Here is a 24,890-nt window from a genome sequence, read left to right on the forward strand (position 1 = left end):
GCCCGGAAAGCCGAAGGCCCGGGCGTATATCAGCGCGATGTCGGATCGATATCTCCTACGAGGAACGGGGACTATCCTTGATTGAGCAGTGATCATCACAACCGCCGGCAGGGATAATGGTGCGTCGACTGGCGATCCAGTCATAAACCCGCTGGCCGAGTCCCAGCCATCGGGAAAGTAAGAGGACAGGCAGGATTGGCCACATGAGGGGGAGTCGTTGAACCATCTGGATAATGCCGTCGATTCCCTCTCGGAAGTGACGACCGTCATTTGTACTGTGGAGCCGTTTTTTCAAACGTTCCGGGTCGAGTCCATATTGCTCCGTCACACCGGGTTCCCTGAAGGAGACAAATCGGATCATATCAAACCAGTCCAGACGGCGGGCGGTGGTGACGCTTTGCGTACAGAAGGGACACCATCCGTCGTAATAGACCGTGATCCGATGGCGGTTGAAAAAAGGGCGCTCCGTTAGTCTGGCGAGCATGTTACCCATACGGTTTCCTCCTTTTGCTCGGATTTTTCGGAACCAGTCGCCTAGGAAGCGGTAGTCCCGGTCGGATAGCAGGATCCATTCACAGCTGATCATATACCAGGAGAAAAGCGCCAGATTCATCATGAGGCCGACGCCGATGTGGAAAAGAAAAGCCCCGCCGATAGCTGCATACTTGGTATATCGGTTGAGGAGCAGGAAGGGAAAGGCGATCTGAAAGAGGACGGAGGAATAGGTGAGAAAAATCACCAGGGGTTCCGATGACCAGACCTTTTCACTCAACCCAGGCCAAACGTAGTCCTGGACCCGCATGGCATAATAGACAGCCGTTCCGTTCTGCCACATCGATCCCATCACTTTATAGATACCCGAAGTGAAGTACATGATTAACAATTGCAGGATGATGGCGGCTACGGCAAAGTTGTGAAGGGCGGAGGAGAAGGGACGAAGACCGGGTTCTTTGGCGGTTCTTCTTCGAGCCTGTCGACGGGCGTCCAGGGATAAGTACGCTCCCGCGTTGGCGAACAAGAGGTAGAAGAGCTGCAGGCGAAGAATGTTTTCCCCGCCGTTGGTTACGAAAGGGTTGCGGTAATAAAAGGACCACAGCACTAAAAAGGTGAGGAAAGTCGTCCATCGCGTCCGATATCCAAGGGTAAACAGGAGGGCGGCTAAGATCCCTATATGATAGACTCCCTCAAAAAACCAGGGTGACTCGGACAGGTGGAACAAGGTTAAAATATGGCGTTCTTCGGCCCCCGCCAGGAACGCATCCGTCGGCCATAAGCCGCCCGCACCCCACAAAAGGTGACGCTCCGAGTAATGATAGAAGAAAAAATAAAGAATTCCTAAACCCATGGAAATACGGAGCAGGCTAGTGCCGAAAAGCATGTGTTCCCTTGTGAGAAAGCGCTCCACACGGTTCATCGGGGCCACTCCTTTTCAGCAGGAGATTTAACGGGGGCGTAATCCCGCCATTCCGTTTCCCGGAATTGGAGGGGGCCCCGGTCATCCGGTTGTCGCCGTTCTTTAAACCGGGGGAAGGTGTTGGTGACGATACGTGCTTTCACTTTCCGGATCTCTTTGTCTGGAAACCGGGTGGCAACGGCTGTAGAGGCGGCCCGGATGAGCATCCACTTCCCTTTCTTTTGTTGAAGGGGGTCTTTCTCTTCAAAAGAGCGCATACCAGCATGGAAATAGCGGATGACACGTCCTTCTGAAGAGATACGGGCAGTCTGCTTCTCCCGAAAAATCGGTCGGGTAATGTTTTTCCACCCAGTTTCTCTCAGGTTCCCGTCTGGTTGAACATAGCGGATCTTCACCCACAAATCCTTGTGCTGGGAGACGGGATTGGGGGCGAACAGTTTCCAGTTCTGGGTGAATAACGGGTCCATGTAACGGTTGAGAGGCTCCCACCATCGAACTTTCAGTGTATTGTCGGGGGTTAGATAAAAAGCGGTCAGGGAGAAATGCAAGACAAAGATACCCGCTAACAGTACGATCCATAACCGGAGAGCCCACCGCTTTGCAATCACGGACTTGATCACCTCCGCCGGACGGGCCGGATTATTTTCTTCCATCATATCACACCCTTTTTTTCTTGGTGATGACGGGAAATATCCCAAGAGACCATCGGATTTTAACGAAATATTAACCTCTTTGTAACCTTTCCTGTTGCTTTTTGTAACCTGTATCGACGAAAATATATCCCGTGAGGAAAATCTGAACGTTGCCAGGAAGCCGAAAGACCGCCGAAGGCGAAAGTCGGGCGCTGGCGAGATCCCTTTTCATTCCATATAGAACGGAGAAAGCCTGATGAAAAAATGGAAACGGATGGCGCTGCTATTGTTGGGTGCGGTTTTAGCCGGATGGTTGGTAAACGGATTAATCCCTGGAGAGCAAGTAGAAGGGTATGAGCCCAAAAGGGAATCATGGGTCGGGGCGTGGGCCGCTGCCCATCAGTATCCCTCCGGTGCAGCTCAGGTAGGTGTTGAGAATCAGACGGTTCGTCTGCTCCTGCGCCCCCATCTGGACGGAGATAAGGTGAGGATTCGCCTCTCCAACGCGTATGGAGAAAAGCCGGTAACATTTAAGGAAGTGACAATCGCTGTGGCTGGTGAGGGGGCGAGTTTGATCCCTGGTACCACCCGCAAGGTTACCTTCAGTGGAAAACGATCGGTGATGTTACCGGTAGGGCAGGAAATCCAGAGTGATCCCATCTCTATGAAGGTGTCTCGGGATGAGAACTTGGCAGTCAGCCTATATGTACCGAAGGCAAGTGGGGCTGTCAGCTGGCACCGAGTTGCTAAACAGACTTCCTATATATCGATTCCAGGCAATCATAGCCGGGAAACGAATGCTACGTCCTTTGTTACCCCGATTACTTCCTGGTTTTGGCTCTCGGGAGTCGATGTAATCCCGGTGGATGAGACGGAAAACGCGGTGGTCGCCATCGGTGATTCAATCACCGACGGAGTCGGTTCTACCACGAATACCAACAGGCGCTATCCGGACTTTCTGTCGGAGCGGCTGCGGGCGAGGGGGATCCCTCTGTCGGTGTTGAATGCCGGTATTTCCGGTAACAAAGTGTTACGTGATGACCCTGTGTACGGACCGAAGGCCCTCGACCGCTTTGAGCAGGATGTGCTCAACCAGCCCGGTGTCTCCCATGTGATCCTTCTCGAAGGAATCAACGATATTGGGCATACCCCCCACAATTATGACGCTCAATCCATCATTCGCGGTTATCGGCAGTTGATTGATATGGCTCATCAGAATGACGTCCGTATTTACCTCGGTACGCTTCTCCCGTATAAGGGGGCTACCTACTATACCAAGGAAGGGGAAGCTACCCGGCGGCAGGTGAACGAGTGGATCCGGAATAGCGGCGCTCCCGACGGGGTGATCGACTTTGAGAGAGCGATTCGAGATCCCGCTGATCCTAACCGCTTGCGCCCCGCTTATGATTCAGGGGACCATCTTCACCCGAGTGACGCGGGATACCGAACGATGGCCGATGTGGTCAACCTGAACTGGTTCCAATAATCAACAAATACAAAAAAAGCCGGCTGTTCCGAGACGGGACAGCCGGCTTTCTCATGGAACCGCCAAGATTGACAAGCTTCCAAGGTCTTGTCACAGGGGCAGGGGTAAGAGGGGGGACGTTTGTGCTATACTGTCAGAGGAAGGATTGGATTAACGACCGAGTGGATGGCGGCAAAGACAAAGTTTTTGCCGTTTGTCATAGAACAAGGAGACGGAGGTGGAAGGGATGGCAATTTCCAAAGAACAAGTGGAACATGTCGCTAAATTGGCACGCCTGTATTTGACCGAGGAGGAAGCACAGCAGTATACCGGACAATTGAATAAGATCCTGGGTTTCGCTGATAAATTGAATGAATTGGATACGGAGGATGTAGAACCCACTAGCCATGTGCTTCCCATGGCCAACGTTTTGCGGGAAGATGAGGAGAAGCCTTCCCTGGAAAGGGAAAAAGCGCTAACCAATGCGCCGGATCAGAAAGACGGGATGTTTAGAGTTCCCGCGGTATTCGAGGAGTAAAGGAGGAAGACCATGTCGTTGTTAAAAGAGCCGATCCACGAGATACATAAGAAGTTGAAGAACAAGGATCTTACCGCATCCGACCTCCTCGACGCATCCCTGGTCCGGATCCGGGAGACGGAGGAAAAACTGGGGGCGTTCCTTCAGCTGGATGAAGAAGGAGCCCGGTTGCGGGCCAACCAATTGGATGCACAGACGGGAGACCTTGGCTTGCTTACCGCCATCCCGATGGGGATTAAGGATAATATCAGCACCCGTGGTGTACGAACCACAGCTGGGAGTAAGATCCTGGGTGATTATACCCCGGTTTACGATGCTGCAGTGATGGAAAAATTGGCTGAGGCCGGAGCTAACATGGTTGGGAAGATGAATATGGATGAATTCGGGATGGGTTCTTCCAATGAAAACTCTGGGTTTCATCGGGCGGTTAACCCGTGGGATCTGGAACGGGTGCCCGGCGGCTCCAGCGGGGGGGCCGCGGCTGCTGTTGCCTCAGGGCAGGTGCAGTTCGCCCTCGGCTCCGATACCGGAGGATCCATCCGTCAACCAGCAGCTTTCTGCGGTGTTGTCGGTCTGAAACCCACCTATGGCCGGGTTTCTCGGTATGGTTTGATCGCCTTCGCTTCCTCCCTCGACCAAATTGGCCCACTGACCCGGAATGTGGAGGATGCGGCGGCTGTTATGCAGGCGATCTCCGGCTATGACGAACGGGATTCCACTTCTGCGGATGTCGGGGTCCCGGACTATCTATCTGCTCTTACTGGGGATATCAAAGGCCTCAAAGTGGCTGTGCCGAAGGAGCTTCTTAAAAAAGGAGTGGCAGAGGGCGTCAAAGAGAAGGTAAAAGAGGCCTTAAAGGTCCTGGAAAGCCTGGGAGCCGTCGTGGATGAGGTATCTCTTCCCCACGTGGAATACGCAGTGGCTACTTATTACCTGTTGGCTCCTGCTGAAGCTTCCTCTAATTTAGCCCGGTATGATGGTGTGCGCTATGGGGTTCGCGTTGAAGGAGACAACCTGATCGACATGTTCAACCGCACACGGAGCGCCGGTTTCGGGGATGAGGTGAAGCGACGGATCATGCTGGGCACGTATGCCCTCTCCTCCGGATATTACGATGCTTATTATCTGAAGGCGCAAAAAGTACGCACGTTGATCCGGCGGGATTTCGAAAGTATCTTCACCGATTATGACGTGGTGGTAGGTCCGACCGCCCCGACGACAGCCTTTACGTTTGGGGAGAACACGAAGGACCCTCTCACCATGTATATGAATGATATCTGTACGGTGCCGGTCAGCCTCGCTGGGTTGCCGGCAGTCAGTGTCCCTTGCGGTCTCTCCCAGGGTCTGCCGGTTGGCCTTCAGATTGTGGGCAAACCTTTTGATGAAGCGGGCGTTTTGAAAGTCGCCCACGCTTTTGAGGCTCATAGCGAGCGGCTCCCGGAACCGATGACAGGAGGTGGTGCCTCGTGAGCCAATTCGAAACGGTTATCGGTTTGGAAGTCCATGCCGAACTTTCCACTCGGACGAAGATCTTCTGCGGATGCTCCACGGAATTCGGGGCCCCGCCTAACACGCATACCTGTCCGGTCTGCCTCGGCCACCCCGGTGTGTTGCCAGTGCTGAACAAACAAGCGGTGGAGTTTGCGGTGAAGGCATCTCTCGCTCTTAACTGTGAGATCGCCGAAACAAGCAAATTTGACCGAAAAAACTATTTCTACCCCGATCTTCCGAAAGCGTACCAGATCTCCCAGTACGACAAGCCGGTTGGGGAGAATGGATGGATTGAAATTGAGGTAGGCGGGGAAAAGAAACGGATCGGGATCACTCGTGTTCACTTGGAAGAGGATGCAGGAAAGCTGAATCACTCGGAAAACGGGGACGGTTCCCTTGTCGACTACAACCGGGTGGGGGTACCGTTGATCGAGATCGTTTCCGAACCGGATATGCGTTCCCCTGAAGAAGGCCGTGCCTACTTGGAGAAACTAAAGCAGATTCTCCAGTATACCGGGGTATCCGATGTGAAGATGGAAGAAGGATCGTTGCGATGTGACGCCAACATTAGTCTGCGTCCGGTAGGACAGCGTGAGTTCGGTACCAAGACGGAGATGAAAAATCTCAACTCCTTCCGCAACGTAGAGCGGGCGTTGGAGTATGAGCAGGAGCGGCAGGGGAAAGTGCTTTCCGAAGGTGGGGCTATCACGCAGCAAACGATGCGGTGGTTGGAGAATGAAAATAAGACCAAAGTGATGCGTTCGAAAGAAGAAGCCCACGACTACCGCTATTTTCCGGAACCCGACTTGGTCGAGCTCCACATCGATGAATCCTGGCGGGAAAAGATCCGCACCACTCTTCCCGAATTGCCCGATGCCCGCAGAGAGCGGTACATGGAGCAATACGGCCTTTCCTCCTACGATGCCGCTTTACTCACTTCAACGAAAAAAACTGCGGACTTCTTCGATCAAGTCACAGCCGCCGGAGCTGAGTCGAAAGCAGCGGCCAACTGGATTTCCGGTGAGTTGTTGGGTTATCTGAACACCCAGGGCAAGGAGCTGGAGGAGACGGCTATCACCGCCGAATCCCTTGCCGGCATGATCGGACTGATCGAAAAAGGAACGATCAGCAACAGCATCGGGAAAAAGGTATTCAAAGAGCTGATCGAAAAGGGTGGAGATCCGGCAGGGATCGTCGAAGAGAAAGGCTGGGTCCAGATTAGCGATGAGGGGAAACTTCAGGAGGTTGTCTCTGAGATCGTTGCAGCCAATCCCCAGTCGGTGACCGATCTGAAGAATGGAAAGGACCGGGCGTTGGGCTTTTTGGTCGGCCAGGTGATGAAAGCGACCAAAGGAAAAGCAAACCCGAAACTGGTCAACGAACTGATCCGAAAAGAGATCGGTCTTTGATCGGAGGCTTATACCGACTGTCCCGGGAAAACGAGGTGTTGTTATGCAAATACTCTATACGGCGATCGTTCTAATTTTCCTGGTGATGGGGGGGATTTATCTCCAGGATCAGCCGCCTTTTGCGGTTCACTACTTTATGATCGCGTTGTATTTCTTCGTCATCCTTTTTGAGTTCCGGGGAAATCCCTTTCCTCGAGGGATTTATCTGCTCTTAGGGTTCTTACTCTTGGGGAATGCGATGATCCAGTTTTTCTATGCGGAGAACAACGTGATCGCCGGCCTGATCAGCCTTCTGTTCGCCTACTTTGCCTTGCAGGCTCGCCGCCGTCTTCACCAGTGATTTATCAGCCCGCCCTGTATCAAGGGCGGGCTTTTCCGGCATAAGACGCCTGTTATTGTCAAAGAATACAGGTGAAGGGAGTTGGATTTATCACTCCGCATGATTGATCAGGGGGAATCAGGATGAATGAATTCGCAAACACCGAGGTAGAACAGGTTTTACAGGGGGCTAAGCAAGCAGCGGAGTTTGTCCGTATGGCCCAGAACACGGCTGATTCGGAGCTCATCCAACAGGCCGGCAGCCAGTTGGATCAGGCACAAGCCCAGGTGGAAGCCTATATGGCACAGAAGGGAGCATCTGAAGAACTTGAGGAGGTTTTGGAGCAGCTTGGCCGCTCCCGCTATAACCTGAATTTGTCCGCCTCTATCAGCAATCCCGCTTGGTACGAGCCGTATTGAAGTAAAGGATCCGCATGACGGATCTTTTCTGTCTAATCATGGCAAACGAACTTGGTAGGATCGGGAAAATTGTGCTAGACTCAATCTGTGACTTACCCGCGGACTGTGAATAAACCAACGCATGTGGTAACCTTAGTCTGAAAACATGGATAACAACGAGGATGCCAGTGGTGGAGAATGAAGGATTGAACTCCGTTGCAGGGGGTTTAGATAGCGGTGGTTGCCCTCGGTCTTCGGTTTGGCGCTTGTTTTCTCCGGCCATGTCCGGAGTGTGATATAAGGGATAAAGAAAGATGGATATAAAAAAGCCACTCAAAGTGGCTTTTCATTTGATTTCGATGACAGACGTGCCCAACTGCGGGAACCGATCATCTTTTGGGAATGGACCATCGCTTCCTGGAGATAGCCCTCAGCGTTGTCCAGCCATTGGATCCAATTTTCTAGGGCGGATTTGGCTGTAGCCGGGGCCGCTCGTTTGGCTTCCATCATATGCCCCCGTTTCAGCCGGTCATGATGCCGTGCCAAGTAGAGACTCCGTACATAAGAGGAGAGTACGGTTTCATGCCAGTCTTGGGCAGCTAGACGCTCCAAACATCCCTTGGCAATCAGTCTATAGTAACAGGTACAGGGACACTCTCCTTGGGCTTCTACCATTCCGGCCAGATCTTGAATGTCGGGAAGCATGGTGAGCTGGGCACCGATGGAGGAAACCATCGATTCAGCGTACAGACTGCAGGTCATAGATTTTTGCACGTCGTTAATCCGGTCGGGATCCGGCCTGACGCCGTTCGGTCCTGAAGATTGATCGGGGTTGGTTTCGATCATTACCCGATCCCCCTTTCCGTTAGTCCTCTCCTCAATGTATGCACAAGGACGAGCGGTTAGGAGAAAGTGAGACAGAAGGAGGAAGACCAATGAAGCGTGCCCGTATCATCTACAACCGGACGGCGGGGCGGGAAGCGGTGGAACGCCAGCTTCCCCGCATCCTGGAGCGGCTGGAGGCTTATGGGTTGGAGACATCCTGTCATTCCACCCGGTATCCGGGAGATGGGACGGAGGCCGCACGTCAGGCGGTTGAACGAGGGTTTGAGGTGGTGGTGGCCGCAGGTGGCGATGGCACCATCCATGAGGTAGTCAACGGCCTGGCTCCAGGAGAACGACGCCCCCGTCTGGGGATTCTGCCATGCGGAACTAGTAACGATTTGGCCCGGGCCCTCCGGTTGCCTAAAGATCTCCTGGATGCCTGTGATGTCATCGGGCAGGGCGTGGTTTGCCCCATGGATGTGGGTCGGGTACAAAATCGTTACTTTGTCAATGTGGCAGGGGCAGGAAGCCTTACGGAGGTTACCTACAAAGCGCCCAGTCGGCTTAAGTCGGCTATCGGTCAACTGGCTTATTACGCCAAAGGGTTGGAGAAGCTGGGCACGCTGTTTCGTCCCTTCCGTGTGCGGCTAGAAGCTTCCGACCGGACGATTGAAGAGGAGATCCTTCTTCTTATCGTTGCTAATAGCCGTTCTATCGGCGGATTTCACAAGCTGGCCCCCAGTGCCGACGTTTCCGACGGACGTCTGGATGTCCTGGTGATCCGCAGAGGGGGACTCCCCGATCTAATCCAGCTTGTCGGTCTGGTCCTGAAGGGGGAGCATGTGAAAGATGATCGCGTCCTCTATTTCCAGACTCAACACCTGGATGTCTACTCCGAGGAACCGATGCAACTCAATCTGGATGGGGAATGGGGTGGGGATCTCTCCGGCCGCGTGGAGGTCCTGGCCGGGCACTTGGAGGTATTTTGTCCGGAAGCAAGAAGGTAAACCGGTTCCTGGGTTTTCTTGTTGAAAATTCCCCAAATTAAATGATTCACGCAAATATTTTATTTACTTACGAAAGGGATACATACGCATGAAAAGATCCTTCCAATCAGTGTTATTGTGTATCGCTCTCTTCGCTGTCCCCTTGGGGGGTTGTGCTGAACCGACGGGCGGGGAAGCGGGCAAAAAAAAACAGCCGACCAAACAGATGGACGGCTTGTCCGCCCAGGAAATTATCGATACCTCGCTGACGTCCATGGAAAAGATGAAAGGATACCACTGGGAAAGTCTCAATCACCAACAGTACAGTTTTCGTAAACAACCGGATAAAAACACCCGGGTGGACTGGAAACAACGAATTCTTGTTACCGAAAATCCCGTCAACATTCAAGCGAAGGGCAGCCTGACAGTGGCAGGAGAGCTAATCAGCGAGACGAAGCCCCAGCGTTGGTATGTGACGGATCAGGATGAGTTTCTGTTTTTCCGCAACCGCTGGTACAAAAAAGAACAATCCGGATTGGGGGAGAAGATGAAAGTATATGCCGATCCATTGTGGGTGCTCAGAAAGGTGGGGGAATCGGCAGACGTGTATAGAGTGGACCGTGAAGGAAAAGAAGCGAAATTGACCGTCGGTTTAACAGGGAAAGCGGTGGAGCCCTTTATCGATGACCGGTCGATGCGCTACGCCTCCATTCCTCCCCGCAAAGAATACTCCTTTACCGGGCAACGGATGAAAATCCGCATCAACATCGATAAAAAAACGTTCCGCCTTCGTAAAGTGGAACAGGCTGTAGAATTTACCATCGACTTGGGTAAGGAAAAAGTGAAAACACGCCAAGAATGGACGCATACCCTTCAGGGAGAAGCCAAGAAGATCACCGTCCCGGAGCACATTCGAAAAAATGCCCGCACCTATCCCGACTCGGAAAAGGAAGAGACGATCCCGACAGGATAAGAAATAAAGGCGGCTCATATTTCTCCATGTACAGCAAAAGGTCGAAAAAAAGCAATCTCTGTATCGAGCAGGGATTGCTTTTTATTTCGGGCATCGTTGACGGCCACTAGGAAAGGGGTTGGTCACCGCTATAGGTGATCGTTTGCAGACGCTTCTTCCGTCAGTCGGTTGCCGGTGGTTCGCATCGGGTGGCGGTAGCGGCATTCCATTCACTTGAGCTCTAAGTAGTATCCTTTTCCGCGCACATTGACGATGGTAGCGGCCTTTTTGATTTTTTTACGTACCCGGTACACCAGAGAGTTGACTTCGACGAGCCCCACGGGTGGCATGCCGTCGGGGAAGGGTTGCCGCTCGGGCCAGACCCGACGGATGATCTCATCGTTGGAGACGAACGTGTTGGAATGATCATGGAGGGCCGCCAGGAGGTTCCACTCTTTTCCGGACAGGGCAACCGGCTTGCCGGACACGATGCAAACTCTTCGTTTCTGATCCAGGAAAAGCTGTTGCAAGATCGGCGGTTCCTCCTGAGTCATGAATCCGGGGTCGAGGTCCAGGGTATGATCCGGCACCACATAGGCGAAGTGGAGAACGACCACGCCTTTGGCGAGCCGAATGATATCGGAATTGTTCAGTCGCCGGGGGATATGGGGAACGAGTTCCTCTGTGCCGACGGTCGTGCCATGCTTACTCCCAAGATCCATGATCCATGCCTTCTCTCCGTCTAGGCGGATGGAGACATGCTGACGAGAGATGAATTCGTTGGCGAAGGAGAGGTCGGCATCCCCGTCGGGGTAATCTCTCCCGATTCTGGTCGTTTCTCGCTTCAGATCGATGGGGGTCCCCGCCGGGAAAGGAGCTCCTTTTTCCACATAGAGACGTTTACCGGATTCCACGACTTGTTTCCCTCCATTTCTACCTGTTTGAACGGATTTTATAGCGTTTGGTCAGTCGTTTTGTGATGGACTTATCATTTTTTTGTGAGAGCCCTGCCATAGAAGCGAAAGCGCGGATCGATTAAGATTCAGATGATTATCTTTAAAGGAGATGATAACCGATGAAACGGACAAGAGGGTGGGGTATTCTGCTTCTGTGTTTGATGATGGGAGGCGTATTGCTGTTCCCGGGTGCGAGATCTGAGGCGGCCCATGCCGTAAACAAATATGGGGGAAAGACGATCAGCAACCCGGAAGGGACGGTGGAGCTGGCTCGATTAAACCGGGACGTCTGGGAATACACCACCTATGGTGGTAACTTTGGCGGGATGACGAACATACCCACCAACGGTTTGATTATCTCCTCTTCTAAAGGATTGGTGCTGATCGATTCCTCCTGGGACGATGACCTTACCAAAGAGTTACTGAATATGATTCGCCGTCACATCGGTAAAAAGATTGCGGTGGCGGTGATCACCCACTCCCATGAAGATCGGGTCGGGGGAATTCGCGCGTTGTTGAAAGAAGGCATCGAAGTCCGTAGTACCGCTCGCACCGCTCAACTGGCCGAAAAAGCGGGTTATCCCACACCGAACCCCATCCTGGACGAGCAGTCCCGGTTCAAGGTGGGAAACACGATTATAGAAACCTATTATCCTGGGGAGGGGCACTCCGAGGACAACATCACCGTTTGGCTTCCCCAACATAAAATCCTCTTTGGCGGATGTCTCATTAAGTCACTGGAAGCGAAGGATCTAGGCAATGTGAATGATGCCAATTTGGAGGAGTGGTCCCGTTCCATCCAAAATGTTCTCAACCGCTACCCTAGGATGAAACAGGTGGTCCCTGGTCACGGAAACGTGGGAGACAAGGGTTTGTTGATTCATACACTGGAGTTGCTGGAGAATCGAAACTAAGGGATGGTTCGTTCCTCGCGGTGTTAGATCCCGCCTAAAGGGAACCGGTTAGGGTGAGGGTTCCATCGGAGGAATCAGACCGCCGTCCTAGAGGTATAGAACGAAGAGAGACCCCTGCTACCTAGCGAGGACGCCAAATTCGCGTGCTAGGGGCAGGGGGTTTTCTTCGTCTTCAGCCCCTTAAGTGATAGAGGCCTTTAATTCTACCACATTTTCCATTCTTGGGGGATATATTTACCATTGCGGCGACAAAAGTGGCATGGGCACCCTCCCTTGTTGTAAGATCGTCATAGTGCATCCATTTCCGGTTTGATTGGACCTAGAAGGAGCATGTGGACATGGCTAAACCGAAACCCCCGGTTCAACCGGGAGACAGCTTCGAACTAACCGTCACCGGTCTCAGCCATACAGGGGACGGTGTGGGGAAGACGGAGGGAGGATTCGCTGTTTTTATCCCTCTCGCTCTTCCTGGGGAGAAGGTCCGAGTCAAGGTGACTAAGGTGAAAAAGACCTACGCCCACGCGGGTCTCGAAGAAGTCCTGAAAGCCAGCCCTGACCGGGTGGAGGCTCATTGCCCTGTTTTTGAAGCATGTGGGGGCTGTCAGTTGCAACATCTGGCCTATCCCGCCCAACTGGACAGGAAACGCCGGCAAGTGGAGGATGCCTTCAAGCGCCTCGGTGGTTTGGACCATGTTCGAGTTCTGCCCGTTCTCGGGATGGAAGAACCCTGGTACTACCGCAACAAGGCCCAAGTCCCCTTTGGGCGTGGGCGGGAAGGAACGGTTGCCGGTTTTTATGCTGCCGGTTCCCACCAGATTGTGGAATTTGATCAATGCATGATCCAGCAACTGCCCAACGACCGTACCATTCAGCGAGTGAAAAAACTTGCCATAGAGTTGGACATCCCTCCTTACGACGAGAAAAGCCATAGGGGGGTCCTTCGCCATGTCCTGGTACGGACAGGCACGAACACCGGAGAAGTGATGGTCGTACTGGTGACTAATGGTGCATATCTGCCGAGCCACAAGCGCCTTGTCACCCGCCTGAGGGAGGAGATTCCGGGTCTTACCTCTATAGTCCAGAATATCCACACGAAACGGAGCAATGTGGTCCTGGGCCAGGAAAACCGGGTGCTTTGGGGGAAGCCGGTGATTGTTGACACCATCGGCGACATCCGCTTTGTCATCTCCCCCCATTCCTTTTTCCAAGTGAACCCCGTCCAGACGAAAATCCTTTACGACCAAGTGAAAAAAGCCGCTGCTCTTACAGGGAAGGAAACCGTCATTGACGCCTATTGCGGAATCGGTACGATCGGCCTTTATTTGGCCAGGGATGCAGCTCAGGTTCTCGGTGTCGAATCGATCCCCCAGGCGGTGGAAGATGCCCGGGTCAATGCGGAAGCCAACGGGATTGAGCATGCTTCCTTTGAAGCGGGTAAAGCGGAGGAGATCATGCCTCGTTGGGCGGAGAAGGGGATCCGGCCCGAGGTGATCGTTGTGGACCCGCCGCGTAAGGGATGTGATCCAGAATTTTTAATAGCCTGTACAAATATGTCCCCAGACCGCCTTGTCTATGTCTCCTGCAATCCCGCCACGCTTGCCCGTGACGCTGCTTTCCTCGTGGAGCGGGGGTACCGGACGGAAGAGGTGCAGCCAGTGGACATGTTCCCCCATACAAACCATGTGGAGTGCGTAACGGTCTTTCACCCCGCCTGAAAGCGACTTCGATCCAAGGAGGCTAACCCATGAAAAACGGAATCCCCCTGCCTCTGGTCCGAATGAATCAATGGTTTCAGGTGATCGCTGTCTTGCTCGCCCTGAGCCTAAAACAGTATTGGCTCCTGTCTATTCCACTGGCCTTTGGACTTTGGAGCCTATTCTTCAGGCAAAATCCCCTTTTTCTGCTCGCCCGACCGTTGTTACGGAAACCGATCTCCCAATATCCCATGGAGGACCCGGACCAGCAGCGGTTTAACCAAATGATCGCCGTCATCTGTCTCGCCCTTAGCTTGCTCGGCTTCGCTCTAGGATGGAGGATTTTTGGTTACACCTTCGCCATCCTTGTGGCTACTGCCGCCCTGATTGCCATCTTGGGATTTTGTGTGGGGTGCTTCCTTCGCTACCGTTATCTTCAGTGGAAGTATCAGCGGAACCGGGCTGGATAAAAGCCGGAGGGCGGCTTTTTGTAGCTATCATTGTCAGATAGTTTGTTCAATTGTATTGTTTCTCTCTCTGTTCTCTGTTACAATACGTTGTAAAGTAAATAGACTTTAGGCGAAGGTGCCTCTAATGATGGCTTTACCGTCATGGGGGCACCTTTTTGCCGAAAAGGGGTGATCCGTTCGATTGAAAAACCCGGAGACGATTTGTCGGGAGCATACCCGTTTGGAGGAGGAAGATATCGCCCGGATCACCGATTTGGCCCGTCACCTGCCCGTTATTGCCGATTTGGCCCAGGCCAATGTGTTTATCGATTGTCCGGTGGGAGAGGGGCCCCATGCAGTGGTCGTGGCGGAAGCCAGCCCGCGTACGGCTCGCTCGCTGTATAAGGGGTCGGTGGTTGGGCAGTTTGCTTATGAATCCTATGAGCCGGCTGTCAGCCTAGCGCATCGAACCGGGGAGCCCGCGATTCGTAACCGGGCGATCACCCAGGAAGGGAAGTCAGCCAAACAGAGTGTAGTCCCCATTAAAAATGCCGCGGGAAAAACCATTGGTTCGCTGATCATGGAACAGGACATCAGCGATCAATTGATGAATGAGGTGCAGCTTCAGGCGCTGACCGATACCACGGAGCAACTGAGTCTCACTTTGATGGAACTGACAGAGGAGAAATCTTTTTTTTCTGATATCGTGCAGGAATCCCTGTACCTCGTCGATCCCCATGGGCGGGTGGTTTATGCCAATTCACAAGGGATCAACCTGGTGGCAGAATGGGGCGGTTGCGGGGAAGTGATTGGGGAGCAGATCGACGAGAGGCTTTGCTTCCTGGAAGATGTCCCCTATCAGGGCCATAAGGTTTTTTACGGGGAGCGGCATCTCGATGGGAAGGCCTATGCGATCAAGGGAGTCGGTCTTCATCGAGATCACAGCCGGGTTGGGACACTGCTTTCCATTCGCGACCTGACGGAGCTGAAGGAAAAAGAACGGCAGTTGATGGTGAAGTCGACGGTGATCCGAGAAATCCACCACCGGGTAAAGAACAACCTCCAGATGATTGCCAGCCTGCTTCGGCTTCAGATGAGACGGGGGGTGCCTCCAGAAGCGGAGGCGGTCTTAAGGGAAGGGCTTCATCGGATCCTCAGCATCGCCTCCGTTCACGAGATCTTTTCCGATACGGGTCTGGAGAAAGTAGAGCTTTTGGAGATGGTGGAGAAGATTGGGAGTATGCTGGCTGTTAACGGACCGGCTGACCAGGAGATCCGCTTCACATGCAGCGGTCCGTCCACCCTTCTTCCCTCCGAGAAGGCGGTCTCTCTGGCCCTGATCACTAACGAGTTGATCCAGAATGCTGTAGAACATGCTTTCCGCAGTCGATCATCCGGGGAAATTACCGTATCGGTGAAGCAGAGGGGAGAAGGGGTGCTTATCCGGATCGCGGATAACGGTTCGGGATTGCCGGAACGAGGAGAGATTCCGGAAAGCCTCGGTCTCCAAATTGTACGGAATTTGACGGAGCATGATCTGGCTGGCGCTTTCAAGCTTCATTCGAAGGGAAAGGGCACGACGGCGATGCTGTATATTCCCTTGGAGGAGGGGTCCCATGAACAAACCCAGGATTCTACTGGCGGAGGATGAATCCATTCTGCGGATGGACCTGAGAGAGATGCTCAAAGAATCAGGGTACGTAGTAGCCGGTGAAGCCGGGGACGGTGACAAAGCCCTGGAACTAGCTCACACCATTCGGCCTGACTTGGTAATTATGGACATCAAGATGCCGAAGATGAACGGCCTGAAGGCGGCCCGAATCATTAGCCGATCCCTCGGGATTCCAGTCCTATTGTTGACGGCATACAGCCAGAAGGATTTCATCGAAGAAGCGAAGCAATCCTTTGTCACCGGCTATCTTGTAAAGCCAATCCGTAAGTCCCAACTAATTCCTGCCGTGGAGGTTTCCCTCGGACAAGCCCGACGTATCCATGATTTGCAGGGGGAAATCTCCGGCTTGGAGGCCAAGCTGGAGACCCGCAAGCGGGTGGAGCGGGCGAAAGGAAAGTTGATGGAACAGAACGGTTGGTCAGAAGAAGAGGCCTATCATGCATTACGGTGTGAGAGCATGGAAAAAAGGGTTCCCATCGAAGAACTGTCCCGCCGAATCCTGGGAGGGGACGTCAAGGGATCGGCCTGATAAGTAAATACTGAACGAGGCAACGGCGCCGAAGAAATACATTGCGTATTTCAGGGTGCCGTTTTGTTTGCAACGAGGGAGACAGGAGGGGGCGGATTGAAACGAAAACCGTTGATCGGTCTGACCGGTTACCATGTCCGGGGAGAGGAGGGACATGGAGGAACATTTCGGGGGTTGCCGGGCCAAGGCTTCCATGTCGTCGGCCATGATTATATTCAGGCTGTTGGAAAGGCGGGAGGTCTTCCCATCGGACTGCCCGTCCTCGATCCGAGGGAGGCAAAAGGAATAATCGCCCAGTTGGACGGGTTGCTCCTAAGTGGCGGGGAGGACATCGATCCTTCTTTGTATGGAGAGCGTCCCGATATGCGCTGCTGGACCCTAGTTCCGGAACGGGATCAGTTCGAACTGGCTTTGCTTCGAGAGGCGATGGATCAAGGACTGCCTGTGCTGGCTGTCTGCCGTGGTATGCAGCTTCTCAACATTGCCTTTGGCGGGACCCTGTATAAGGACGTATCCGATATTCCCGGCGGGTCTCTTTGCCACCAGTTCCATCGAGCGCCCCGCTGGTACCCGGCGCATCGGGTCACTCTGAAGGGAAAGGAGCTGAAACAATGGTTCCAGACGGATGAAATCGAGACGAACAGCTATCATCATCAAGTTGTAAAGGAGGTGGGAATGGGGCTGGAGGTGGCGGCTGTGGCCGAAGACGGCGTGGTGGAGAGCCTGCGTCACCCTGATCATCCCCAGGTATTGGCGATCCAATGGCATCCGGAGACGATGGCTGTACAAAACGAACGGGGGATGATCCCTTTTCATTGGTTAATCGCACGGATATTGGAACGGGGAGGATGACGGTATGACACGAAAATCATGGACGCATGAAGGAGTTTGCTGGGTTGCGGGCCGAAAACGGACCCTCCCGGAGACCATCGAAGTGACGGATCCTGCAGATGGGCGGGTAATTGGGTGTGTTCCCCGGGGTGGGGTGGAACTGGCCCGGGAGGCAGTGGACACGGCTTCGGAGGCATTTCCGGCGTGGTCGAGACGGCTCCCTCGGGAACGGGGCCAGGTCTTGAAGGATTGGGCGAATCGTATTCTAGATCACCGAGCGGAGCTTGCAAAACTGTTGTCCCAGGAGCAGGGAAAACCCGTTGCCGAGGCTCTAGGAGAAGTGGAGACCGCAGCGGAGTTCGTGGAGTGGTACGGCGAGGAAGCGAAGCGGATCAGCGGGGAAGTGCTTCCTCCTGCTAAGGAAAACCAGCAGATGACAGTTCTTCGGCAACCGGTGGGAGTGGCAGCGCTGATTACTCCTTGGAACTACCCGGCCGCGATGGTGACCCGCAAAGCGGCACCAGCGTTAGCTGCGGGGTGCACGGTGGTGCTGAAGCCTGCCAAAGAGACGCCCCTGATCGCTTCGGCGCTGTTCGAGCTGCTGATGGAGACCAATCTTCCTCACGGGGCGGCCAATCTGGTGACGGGAGATGCGGCCTCCATTGGTGATACTTGGTTAGGGGATTACCGGGTAAGAAAAATCTCGTTCACCGGCTCGACGGGTGTCGGCAAGGAATTGATGAAAAAAGCGGCGGAGCATGTGAAACGGGTTTCCCTGGAATTGGGCGGGAATGCTCCAGCCCTCGTTTTCGAGGATGCGGACCTGGATCGAGCAGCGGATGCAATCGTCGCCAATAAATTTGAGAACGGTGGCCAGATGTGCAACGGCATCAACCTTATCTTCGTCCAGGAACCGGTTCGGGAAGAACTGACCGAACGAATCCTCGCCAGGGTGAAAGCTCTTCGGGTGGGAAGGGGAACGGAAACGGAGTGCCATGTCGGCCCCCTGATCAATCAGAGGGCTTGTCACAAGGTGCAAGCTTTGGTGGATGATGCTGTAAACAAGGGAGCCCGTCTCCGATACGGCGGAGAACCTTTGCTGGAAGGAGAGTATTCCAACGGGCATTTTTATCGACCCACCGTTCTGACCGAGGTGGATGATCGGATGGATCTGACGCGGGATGAGGTCTTTGGCCCTGTCGCCCCGATCCTCACCTTTCGCATCGAAGAAGAAGCAGTCCGGCGGGCCAACGGGACTCCCTACGGATTGGCAGCCTATTTATTCACCCGGGACGGGGGACGGATTCACCGTTTGACTGAAGGATTGGAAGCTGGAATGGTGGGTGTCAATGGCACCTCGCTCAGTTTCCCTCAGGCGCCTTTCGGCGGGATCAAGGAGAGCGGGCTGGGGCGAGAAGGCGGTCTTTATGGGTTGGAGGAATTTCTTGAATTGAAGTTCATCTCCACCATGCTGGACTGACGGGACGTTATTTGCGAAGGGAGAGATACGATATGCAGCGTGCTGTGCCGACCGTACAAAAAAAGGGCCTTCTGTCCAAGGGAGAACTGGAGGGGCTCATCCGCGACGGACACATCGACACCGTCATCATCGCGATCTGCGACATGCAGGGAAGACTGATGGGGAAGCGGCTGACGGGGGAGTTTTTCTTGGAGAGCGCCATCGACCACGGGACTCACTTCTGTAATTATTTGTTGGGAACCGATATGGAGATGAACACCCCGGGAGGCTTCCAGGAGATGAACTGGAATGGCGGATACGGCGACTGGCTGGCCCGTCCCGACTGGAATACCGCAAGGCGGATCCCCTGGCTGGAGAAAACAGCGTTGGTGTTGGCGGATGCCGTGGATGAAGAGAGCGGAAGGATGATTGAAATTGCCCCGCGCAGTGTACTGAAGCGGCAGATCGAACAGGCGGAGAAGAAGGGCCTCCGTCCCTTTATGGCCAGTGAGCTGGAGTTTTATCTGTTAAAAGATTCTTACGAAGAGGTCCACGGGAAGGGGTATGAATTGATCCGGGCTGCCGGTCATTATAACGAAGACTACAACCTTCTTCAGGCGACCCGGAATGAGCCAGTCTACTATAAACTTCGCAAATGGATGATCGAATCCGGCATTCCCATTGAGTCTTCCAAGGGGGAAGCCTGGATCGGCCAACACGAGGTGAATATCGGGTATGCTGACGCTCTCTCTTCGGCGGACCGGCACGTGCTGTTTAAGCACGGAGCGAAGGAAATCAGTATCCAGGAAGGGTATTCTCTCACATTTATGGCAAAACCGGACCATCGTTGGACCGGCTCCAGTGGTCATATCCATCTCAGCTGCCGCGACCTGGAGGGAGAGGAGAATCGTTTCCACCAGCCGGGGGATGAGCTTTTCAACATGTCAGAGACGATGCGTCAGTTTCTGGCCGGTGTCATGGCTTATACCCGGGACTTCTCTCTTCTCTTCGCCCCCAATGTCAACTCCTACAAGCGTTTCGCCCATGAAAGCTGGGCCCCCGTCCATATCGTTTGGAGCCGGGACAACCGTTCTGCTGGATATCGGATCGTTGGCAGCGGAAACAGCCTGCGCTTCGAGAACCGGATCACGGGAGCGGACATCAACCCTTACCTTGCCTATGCGGCTATGATCGGGGCAGGGTTGGAAGGAATCGAGCGGGAACTGGAGCTGCCGGAGGAGTTCAAGGGAAACGCCTACGAAGGAAAGGGGGTCGCTCGGATTCCCGGCTCTCTCTATGAAGCGATCCAATGCTGGGAAGAGAGCGAAATCGTGAACAAGGTGCTGGGAGAAAGTGTTCACTATCATTACGGACATGCGGCAAAGCTGGAACAACAAGCTTATGACACGGTTGTAACCAATTGGGAGAGGGCCCGGTATTTCGAACAGGGCTGATGAAATTAGGAGGAGGGAGAAGTATGCGCCTACAAGAAAAAGCCTGCCTAATTACCGGGGCGGGGAGCGGCATGGGAAAAACCGCCGCCCGGATGTTCGCAGCGGAGGGAGCGAAAGTGGCCGTCCTGGAAATCGATGAGACCTCCGGCAAGGAGACGGCAGAGGAGATCCGTGAAGCAGGTGGGTCTGCTGAGTACTTCGCTTGTGACGTTTCCAAGGAGGAGAGTGTCAAAGAGGCGGTGGAGAAGGCTTACGATTCCTTCGGCCCACCGGAGGTTCTCTACAACAATGCAGGTATTATGCCGGCGGAGGACCATTCGGTGATCGATACCGATGAAGCAGTTTGGGATCGGGTCTTCAGCATCAACGTCAAGGGGATTTACTTCATGTGCAAGTATGTCATTCCCCAGATGGCCCAGAGGCAGCGGGGTTCCATCATTAACATCGCTTCTTTCGTCGCCTCTATGGGATGTAGTGTTCCCCAGGACGCTTACACTGCCTCCAAGGGGGCGGTCATCTCCCTAACCAAGTCCCTAGCAATTCAGTTCCGTCCGAAAGGGATTCGCAGCAATGCCATCTGCCCAGGGCCAATTGAGACCCCCCTGATGACCGAGTGGCTGTTAAAGGATGAACAGGCACGGCAACTCCGACTCAGCCGCCAGCCGAGCGGTCGCTTCGGCAGGGCGGAGGATATCGTCCACTGTGCCGTTTACTTGGCCTCTGATGAAGCGGACTGGACCAACGGGGCGATTATCCAAATCGATGGGGGAATTACCAGCAACTACTTTTAAATGGAAAGTGGGGGAAGGCTGATGGAAAACAAAGGGTTGAGGAAAGCGCTGAAGCCGATTCATCTGTGGGGGATTACGGTTGGGATGGTCATCTCGGGACAATATTTCGGTTGGAACTACGGGTTTGAGAAGGGTGGGACCCTCGGGCTGGCGATTGCCGCCCTGATCATTACCCTTTTCTATACGACGTTCATCTTTAGCTACTCGGAGCTGTCCACATCGATTCCCCATGCGGGTGGGCCTTCCGCCTACGCCCGCAGAGCGATGGGCCCCTTTATGGGATATCTGACGGGGCTAGCTGTCCTGTTTGAATTTGTCTTTGCCCCACCGGCCATTGCGGTTTCCACCGGCGCCTATATCCACTTCCTCATTCCCTCCATCCCCACCCTATACGGAACCGTGATTGTCTTTGTCTTCTTCATCCTGATCAACCTGATCGGAGTCAAGGGAGCGGCCCTGATCGAGATGGTGGCGACCATCCTCGCTCTGGTCGGGCTAGCCATCTATTTCGGTGCCGGACTGCCCAAGGTGGAGTTAGCCAACATCCTAGACGGGAATGCCATGAAGGGAGGATGGACGGGGGTGTTGGCCGCCATCCCCTTCGCCGTCTGGTTTTACCTGGCTGTGGAAGGCGGTGCGATGGCTGCGGAAGAAGTGGAAAACCCCAAAAAGGATATCCCCAAAGGTTTTATCTCAGGGATCCTGACCTTGGCCGTCTGCACCGGGGGTACCCTTTTCATCACCGCCGGTCTTGGCGGAGGAAAAGGCACCCCTGCTGACTACCCGCTGCCCCAAGCTCTAACAGGGGTTTACGGGAGCGGTTCTTTCCTTCCGACCACAGTGGCCGTGATCGGATTGGCGGGACTGATCGCCAGCTTGCACGGCATCATCATCGGCTATTCCCGCCAGACCTTCGCCCTTTCTCGAGCGGGCTACTTGCCTCGTTTCCTTTCTCGTCTCAATCGGCATAAAGTCCCCCACTGGGGATTGATCGTTCCCGGATTAATCGGGGTCGTCTGCGCCGCTTCCGCTGACTTCGCTAATGCCCTCATCATCCTGTCGGTCTTTGGTGCGGTCTTGATGTATTGTTTGAGTATGATCTCCCTCTTTGTCTTACGCAAAAAAGAGCCGTATCTGGAGCGCCCCTTCAAGGTTTCGTATCCTCTTGTCCCCGGCATCGCTCTTGCTCTGGGCCTGTTATCGCTCTACAGCGTCATCCGTTACTCCGTCCTCACCACCCGCTTGCCCATCCTGGGCTTCCATGTTCCCCTCATCGCCGTCATCCTCGGCACCTTCCTCCTAGTCATCGTCTATTACGGAGCACGGGGAAGTACCCACTTACGCCCGCTGGCGGAGGAGTTTGGATCAACCGGGGGCGAGAGAGGGGTAGGGTGAAGAATAGCGCGGGTTCTTCTATCAAAGAGTCGTTCCTTAAGATAAAGGAGCGGCTTTTTTATGCGATGGTCCAAAAGTGGTCATAGATTTTATTGAGAGTGATAAGGTATTATGAAACGGCAATGAAGTTTCAAGGGGATGAGAGATGAATATATTCACCAGAAAATTAGTAACAGGTATTGTTTGTTTCATCATCATTATTATTCAAGGAAATCCTTTTAGCTATCTGAATCTGTTCGTTTTTCCATCTGTTGTGATATATGGAGGGGTTGTTTCATATCATGCAGAAAGGTTGACAAATAATAACATATTTCTCTCTTACTTGTTACATTGGTTAGGTGTGTTTATTTACCCCTTGTTCATTATGGTGTTTTTTGCTTTTGATTTTAATTTAAATCATGTAGAAATGTATTATAATAGCGTTCATTTCTATATTGTTTCTTCGGTGATCGCCTTTGTCTACTGGTTGATTGATCGGTTACTTTCACTTTTTAGTCCTAAAAAATAAGGCAGGTTCCATCACATTATGGAACCGTCTGAGGCTGAGTGCCAGGCAGACTTTTTCGTATGCCGTTTTAGAGAGTTGTCCAAAATGGACATATTGCAAAGAACGGCCCCCAACCCTCCTTCTGCATGTTAAAATAGGAGGAGTTTAGCATGTTTGGAGGACGAATGTTGTTATGATTACAGTACAAGGTGTCGGCCTGCGGTATGGCGGGCGGAAGCTGTTTGAAGATGTGAATATCAAGTTCACTCCCGGCAACTGTTACGGCCTGATCGGCGCTAACGGGGCGGGGAAGTCGACCTTTTTAAAGATCTTGGCGGGGGAGATTGAGCCCAACAAGGGAGAAGTAAATATCACCTCCGGCCAGCGGCTGGCGGTGTTGAAGCAGGATCACTTTCAATACGAGGAACATGAAGTGCTGGAGACCGTCATCATGGGCCACGAGAGGCTCTATGAAATTATGAAGGAAAAGGACGCTCTCTATGCTAAGCCGGACTTTTCCGATGAAGACGGTGTAAAGGCGGCTGAGCTGGAAGGGGAGTTCGCCGAATTGAATGGGTGGGAGGCCGAACCCGAAGCGGCCCAGCTCCTCTCCGGCCTAGGAATTCCCGAGCCGCTTCACCACCGGAAGCTCAAGGATCTGGACGGAAACGACAAGGTTAAGGTGCTCCTGGCCCAAGCCCTGTTCGGTCAGCCCGATATCCTACTCCTCGACGAGCCGACCAACCATCTGGACATCCATGCCATTCGGTGGTTGGAAGATTTTCTGCTCAACTTTGAGAACACGGTGATTGTGGTCTCCCACGACCGCCACTTCTTGAATACGGTTTGTACTCATATGGCGGATATCGATTACGGCGAAATCAAACTGTACGTGGGCAACTACGACTTCTGGTTTGAATCGAGCCAATTAGCTCTCTCCCTGGCCAAAGAGAAGAACAAAAAGGTCGAAGAGAAGCGGAAACAGCTGGAAACGTTTATTGCTCGTTTCAGCGCGCATAAGTCCAAGGCGCGGCAGGCGACCTCCCGTAAAAAAATGCTGGAAAAACTGACCCCGGAGGATATTCAACCTTCCTCCCGGCGATATCCTTTTATCCATTTTGAGCCGGAACGCGAAGCAGGCAACGATCTCCTGCGAGTAGAAGGGCTTTCCAAGACGGTGGACGGGGAAAAGGTGCTGGACAATCTCTCTTTTACTATCAACAAGGGGGATAAAGTGGCTTTCGTCGGTCCTGACGGCCTTGCCAAGACGACTCTGTTCCAGATTCTCGTCGGAGAGTTGGAGCCGGACGCTGGGGAGTATCATTGGGGGGTCACCACCAGCCAGTCCTATTTCCCCAAGGACCACAATGCTTACTTCGATGGTGTCGACCTGAGTCTGGTTGACTGGTTGCGTCAGTTTTCCTCGGATCAATCGGAAACCTTCATCCGTGGTTTTCTCGGTCGGATGCTCTTTTCCGGTGAAGAGGTGTTGAAGAAGGCCCATGTCCTCTCCGGAGGCGAAAAAGTGCGTTGCATGTTGTCTCGGATGATGCTCTCCGGCTCCAATGTGCTAATTTTGGATGAGCCGACCAACCACCTAGACATGGAGGCGATCACGGCTCTTAACAAGGGGTTGGAAGAGTTCCCGGGTACCATCCTGTTCACCACCCATGACCACCAGTTGATCCAGACTGTTGCTAACCGAATCATGGAGATCACACCGGCGGGCTTGGTGGACAAGATGACCACGTATGACGAATATCTAGAAGATGGGGCGCTTCAGGAGCGCGTTCAGGGTATGTACACCTGAGAATGATCGACTGCCTGCCG

General features: G+C 53.5%; 23 protein-coding genes. 19 read left to right on the forward strand and 4 right to left on the reverse strand.

From position 1 onward, the window contains the following. Positions 1 to 55: 55 nt before the first annotated feature. Together ACFOUO_RS12415 and ACFOUO_RS12420 are read right to left on the reverse strand one after the other, a co-directional pair. Complete coding sequence (locus ACFOUO_RS12415; RefSeq protein WP_380705429.1) at positions 56 to 1,414, reverse strand: DCC1-like thiol-disulfide oxidoreductase family protein; 1,359 nt, start codon at positions 1,412 to 1,414, stop codon at positions 56 to 58. Then, positions 1,411 to 2,067 (reverse strand): DUF5819 family protein, encoded by a 657-nt coding sequence (locus ACFOUO_RS12420; RefSeq protein WP_380705430.1) that lies wholly within the window; start codon positions 2,065 to 2,067, stop codon positions 1,411 to 1,413. Before ACFOUO_RS12420 ends, ACFOUO_RS12415 begins: the two co-directional genes overlap by 4 nt. Positions 2,068 to 2,302: 235 nt before the next feature. Between ACFOUO_RS12420 and ACFOUO_RS12425 the strand changes: the two genes are divergently transcribed. The 6 genes from ACFOUO_RS12425 to ACFOUO_RS12450 all read left to right on the forward strand — a co-directional run bounded on the left by ACFOUO_RS12425 (position 2,303) and on the right by ACFOUO_RS12450 (position 7,687). Beyond that, entirely contained in the window at positions 2,303 to 3,532 is a 1,230-nt protein-coding gene (locus ACFOUO_RS12425; protein ID WP_380705431.1) for an SGNH/GDSL hydrolase family protein, read from the forward strand. 226 nt (positions 3,533 to 3,758) lie between these two features. Continuing rightward, the gene (gene gatC / locus ACFOUO_RS12430; protein WP_380705432.1) at positions 3,759 to 4,049 is read left to right on the forward strand and encodes an Asp-tRNA(Asn)/Glu-tRNA(Gln) amidotransferase subunit GatC; all 291 of its coding nucleotides are present in this window, start codon (positions 3,759 to 3,761) and stop codon (positions 4,047 to 4,049) included. Between the two features lie 12 nt (positions 4,050 to 4,061). Further along, a complete protein-coding gene (gatA, locus tag ACFOUO_RS12435) occupies positions 4,062 to 5,519 on the forward strand; it encodes an Asp-tRNA(Asn)/Glu-tRNA(Gln) amidotransferase subunit GatA (protein ID WP_380705433.1) in 1,458 nt (485 codons plus the stop codon). Further along, positions 5,516 to 6,949 carry an Asp-tRNA(Asn)/Glu-tRNA(Gln) amidotransferase subunit GatB gene (gene gatB / locus ACFOUO_RS12440; protein ID WP_380705434.1) on the forward strand — a complete coding sequence of 478 codons (1,434 nt, stop codon included), beginning with the start codon at positions 5,516 to 5,518 and terminating at the stop codon, positions 6,947 to 6,949. The genes gatA and gatB overlap by 4 nt, the downstream gene beginning before the upstream one ends. 43 nt (positions 6,950 to 6,992) lie before the next feature. Continuing rightward, on the forward strand, positions 6,993 to 7,289 hold the full coding sequence (locus ACFOUO_RS12445; protein ID WP_380705435.1) for a hypothetical protein: 297 nt from the start codon (positions 6,993 to 6,995) through the stop codon (positions 7,287 to 7,289). Positions 7,290 to 7,411: 122 nt separating this feature from the next. After that, positions 7,412 to 7,687 (forward strand): hypothetical protein, encoded by a 276-nt coding sequence (locus tag ACFOUO_RS12450; protein ID WP_380705436.1) that lies wholly within the window; start codon positions 7,412 to 7,414, stop codon positions 7,685 to 7,687. A 312-nt stretch (positions 7,688 to 7,999) separates the two neighbouring features. On the opposite strand, the gene ACFOUO_RS12455 is transcribed toward ACFOUO_RS12450, so the two are convergent. Next, a complete protein-coding gene (locus tag ACFOUO_RS12455; protein WP_380705437.1) occupies positions 8,000 to 8,512 on the reverse strand; it encodes a hypothetical protein in 513 nt (170 codons plus the stop codon). A gap of 89 nt (positions 8,513 to 8,601) precedes the next feature. Here ACFOUO_RS12455 and ACFOUO_RS12460 point away from each other — a divergent pair, with 89 nt between their 5' ends. Further along, positions 8,602 to 9,498 (forward strand): YegS/Rv2252/BmrU family lipid kinase, encoded by an 897-nt coding sequence (locus ACFOUO_RS12460; protein WP_380705438.1) that lies wholly within the window; start codon positions 8,602 to 8,604, stop codon positions 9,496 to 9,498. Between the two features lie 88 nt (positions 9,499 to 9,586). Beyond that, entirely contained in the window at positions 9,587 to 10,450 is an 864-nt protein-coding gene (locus ACFOUO_RS12465) for a DUF6612 family protein (protein WP_380705439.1), read from the forward strand. 209 nt (positions 10,451 to 10,659) lie between these two features. Here the strand turns inward: ACFOUO_RS12465 and ACFOUO_RS12470 are convergent, their stop codons facing one another. Then, complete coding sequence (locus tag ACFOUO_RS12470; RefSeq protein ID WP_380705440.1) at positions 10,660 to 11,343, reverse strand: FHA domain-containing protein; 684 nt, start codon at positions 11,341 to 11,343, stop codon at positions 10,660 to 10,662. A gap of 161 nt (positions 11,344 to 11,504) precedes the next feature. Between ACFOUO_RS12470 and bla the strand changes: the two genes are divergently transcribed. From bla to ACFOUO_RS12525, 11 genes are all read left to right on the forward strand, one after another. Next, complete coding sequence (gene bla, locus ACFOUO_RS12475; protein ID WP_380705441.1) at positions 11,505 to 12,299, forward strand: subclass B1 metallo-beta-lactamase; 795 nt, start codon at positions 11,505 to 11,507, stop codon at positions 12,297 to 12,299. Between the two features lie 338 nt (positions 12,300 to 12,637). Beyond that, positions 12,638 to 14,014 carry a 23S rRNA (uracil(1939)-C(5))-methyltransferase RlmD gene (gene rlmD, locus ACFOUO_RS12480; protein ID WP_380705442.1) on the forward strand — a complete coding sequence of 459 codons (1,377 nt, stop codon included), beginning with the start codon at positions 12,638 to 12,640 and terminating at the stop codon, positions 14,012 to 14,014. A 29-nt stretch (positions 14,015 to 14,043) separates the two neighbouring features. Beyond that, positions 14,044 to 14,463, forward strand: a complete 420-nt coding sequence (locus tag ACFOUO_RS12485) for a DUF4395 domain-containing protein (RefSeq protein WP_380705443.1) — start codon at positions 14,044 to 14,046, stop codon at positions 14,461 to 14,463. Positions 14,464 to 14,644: 181 nt separating this feature from the next. Beyond that, positions 14,645 to 16,093 (forward strand): sensor histidine kinase, encoded by a 1,449-nt coding sequence (locus tag ACFOUO_RS12490; RefSeq protein WP_380705444.1) that lies wholly within the window; start codon positions 14,645 to 14,647, stop codon positions 16,091 to 16,093. Further along, a complete protein-coding gene (locus tag ACFOUO_RS12495) occupies positions 16,059 to 16,643 on the forward strand; it encodes an ANTAR domain-containing response regulator (protein ID WP_380705445.1) in 585 nt (194 codons plus the stop codon). The genes ACFOUO_RS12490 and ACFOUO_RS12495 overlap by 35 nt, the downstream gene beginning before the upstream one ends. 96 nt (positions 16,644 to 16,739) lie before the next feature. Beyond that, positions 16,740 to 17,495: a gamma-glutamyl-gamma-aminobutyrate hydrolase family protein gene (locus ACFOUO_RS12500; RefSeq protein ID WP_380705446.1), complete on the forward strand. Its 756-nt coding sequence runs from the start codon at positions 16,740 to 16,742 to the stop codon at positions 17,493 to 17,495. Positions 17,496 to 17,499: 4 nt separating this feature from the next. Beyond that, entirely contained in the window at positions 17,500 to 18,954 is a 1,455-nt protein-coding gene (locus tag ACFOUO_RS12505) for an NAD-dependent succinate-semialdehyde dehydrogenase (RefSeq protein WP_380705447.1), read from the forward strand. Positions 18,955 to 18,986: 32 nt separating this feature from the next. Further along, positions 18,987 to 20,387 (forward strand): glutamine synthetase family protein, encoded by a 1,401-nt coding sequence (locus ACFOUO_RS12510; protein WP_380705448.1) that lies wholly within the window; start codon positions 18,987 to 18,989, stop codon positions 20,385 to 20,387. 23 nt (positions 20,388 to 20,410) lie between these two features. Next, positions 20,411 to 21,178: an SDR family NAD(P)-dependent oxidoreductase gene (locus ACFOUO_RS12515; RefSeq protein ID WP_380705449.1), complete on the forward strand. Its 768-nt coding sequence runs from the start codon at positions 20,411 to 20,413 to the stop codon at positions 21,176 to 21,178. Between the two features lie 21 nt (positions 21,179 to 21,199). Next, complete coding sequence (gene eat, locus ACFOUO_RS12520; RefSeq protein ID WP_380705450.1) at positions 21,200 to 22,573, forward strand: ethanolamine permease; 1,374 nt, start codon at positions 21,200 to 21,202, stop codon at positions 22,571 to 22,573. Between the two features lie 680 nt (positions 22,574 to 23,253). Beyond that, on the forward strand, positions 23,254 to 24,870 hold the full coding sequence (locus tag ACFOUO_RS12525; protein WP_380705451.1) for an ABC-F family ATP-binding cassette domain-containing protein: 1,617 nt from the start codon (positions 23,254 to 23,256) through the stop codon (positions 24,868 to 24,870). Positions 24,871 to 24,890: the final 20 nt, after the last annotated feature.

This window comes from Salinithrix halophila, assembly GCF_042650125.1.
Taxonomy (GTDB): domain Bacteria; phylum Bacillota; class Bacilli; order Thermoactinomycetales; family DSM-45169; genus Salinithrix; species Salinithrix halophila.

What these genes read in the sequence shown, in the direction of transcription:
- ACFOUO_RS12415 (WP_380705429.1), bottom strand. Translation starts at nt 1,414, where the DNA reads ATGAACCGTGTGGAGCGCTTTCTCACAAGGGAACACATGCTTTTCGGC.
- ACFOUO_RS12420 (WP_380705430.1), bottom strand. Translation starts at nt 2,067, where the DNA reads ATGGAAGAAAATAATCCGGCCCGTCCGGCGGAGGTGATCAAGTCCGTG.
- ACFOUO_RS12425 (WP_380705431.1), top strand. Translation starts at nt 2,303, where the DNA reads ATGAAAAAATGGAAACGGATGGCGCTGCTATTGTTGGGTGCGGTTTTA.
- gatC (WP_380705432.1), top strand. Translation starts at nt 3,759, where the DNA reads ATGGCAATTTCCAAAGAACAAGTGGAACATGTCGCTAAATTGGCACGC.
- gatA (WP_380705433.1), top strand. Translation starts at nt 4,062, where the DNA reads ATGTCGTTGTTAAAAGAGCCGATCCACGAGATACATAAGAAGTTGAAG.
- ACFOUO_RS12445 (WP_380705435.1), top strand. Translation starts at nt 6,993, where the DNA reads ATGCAAATACTCTATACGGCGATCGTTCTAATTTTCCTGGTGATGGGG.
- ACFOUO_RS12450 (WP_380705436.1), top strand. Translation starts at nt 7,412, where the DNA reads ATGAATGAATTCGCAAACACCGAGGTAGAACAGGTTTTACAGGGGGCT.
- ACFOUO_RS12455 (WP_380705437.1), bottom strand. Translation starts at nt 8,512, where the DNA reads ATGATCGAAACCAACCCCGATCAATCTTCAGGACCGAACGGCGTCAGG.
- ACFOUO_RS12460 (WP_380705438.1), top strand. Translation starts at nt 8,602, where the DNA reads ATGAAGCGTGCCCGTATCATCTACAACCGGACGGCGGGGCGGGAAGCG.
- ACFOUO_RS12465 (WP_380705439.1), top strand. Translation starts at nt 9,587, where the DNA reads ATGAAAAGATCCTTCCAATCAGTGTTATTGTGTATCGCTCTCTTCGCT.
- bla (WP_380705441.1), top strand. Translation starts at nt 11,505, where the DNA reads ATGAAACGGACAAGAGGGTGGGGTATTCTGCTTCTGTGTTTGATGATG.
- rlmD (WP_380705442.1), top strand. Translation starts at nt 12,638, where the DNA reads ATGGCTAAACCGAAACCCCCGGTTCAACCGGGAGACAGCTTCGAACTA.
- ACFOUO_RS12485 (WP_380705443.1), top strand. Translation starts at nt 14,044, where the DNA reads ATGAAAAACGGAATCCCCCTGCCTCTGGTCCGAATGAATCAATGGTTT.
- ACFOUO_RS12495 (WP_380705445.1), top strand. Translation starts at nt 16,059, where the DNA reads ATGAACAAACCCAGGATTCTACTGGCGGAGGATGAATCCATTCTGCGG.
- ACFOUO_RS12505 (WP_380705447.1), top strand. Translation starts at nt 17,500, where the DNA reads ATGACACGAAAATCATGGACGCATGAAGGAGTTTGCTGGGTTGCGGGC.
- ACFOUO_RS12510 (WP_380705448.1), top strand. Translation starts at nt 18,987, where the DNA reads ATGCAGCGTGCTGTGCCGACCGTACAAAAAAAGGGCCTTCTGTCCAAG.
- ACFOUO_RS12515 (WP_380705449.1), top strand. Translation starts at nt 20,411, where the DNA reads ATGCGCCTACAAGAAAAAGCCTGCCTAATTACCGGGGCGGGGAGCGGC.
- eat (WP_380705450.1), top strand. Translation starts at nt 21,200, where the DNA reads ATGGAAAACAAAGGGTTGAGGAAAGCGCTGAAGCCGATTCATCTGTGG.
- ACFOUO_RS12525 (WP_380705451.1), top strand. Translation starts at nt 23,254, where the DNA reads ATGATTACAGTACAAGGTGTCGGCCTGCGGTATGGCGGGCGGAAGCTG.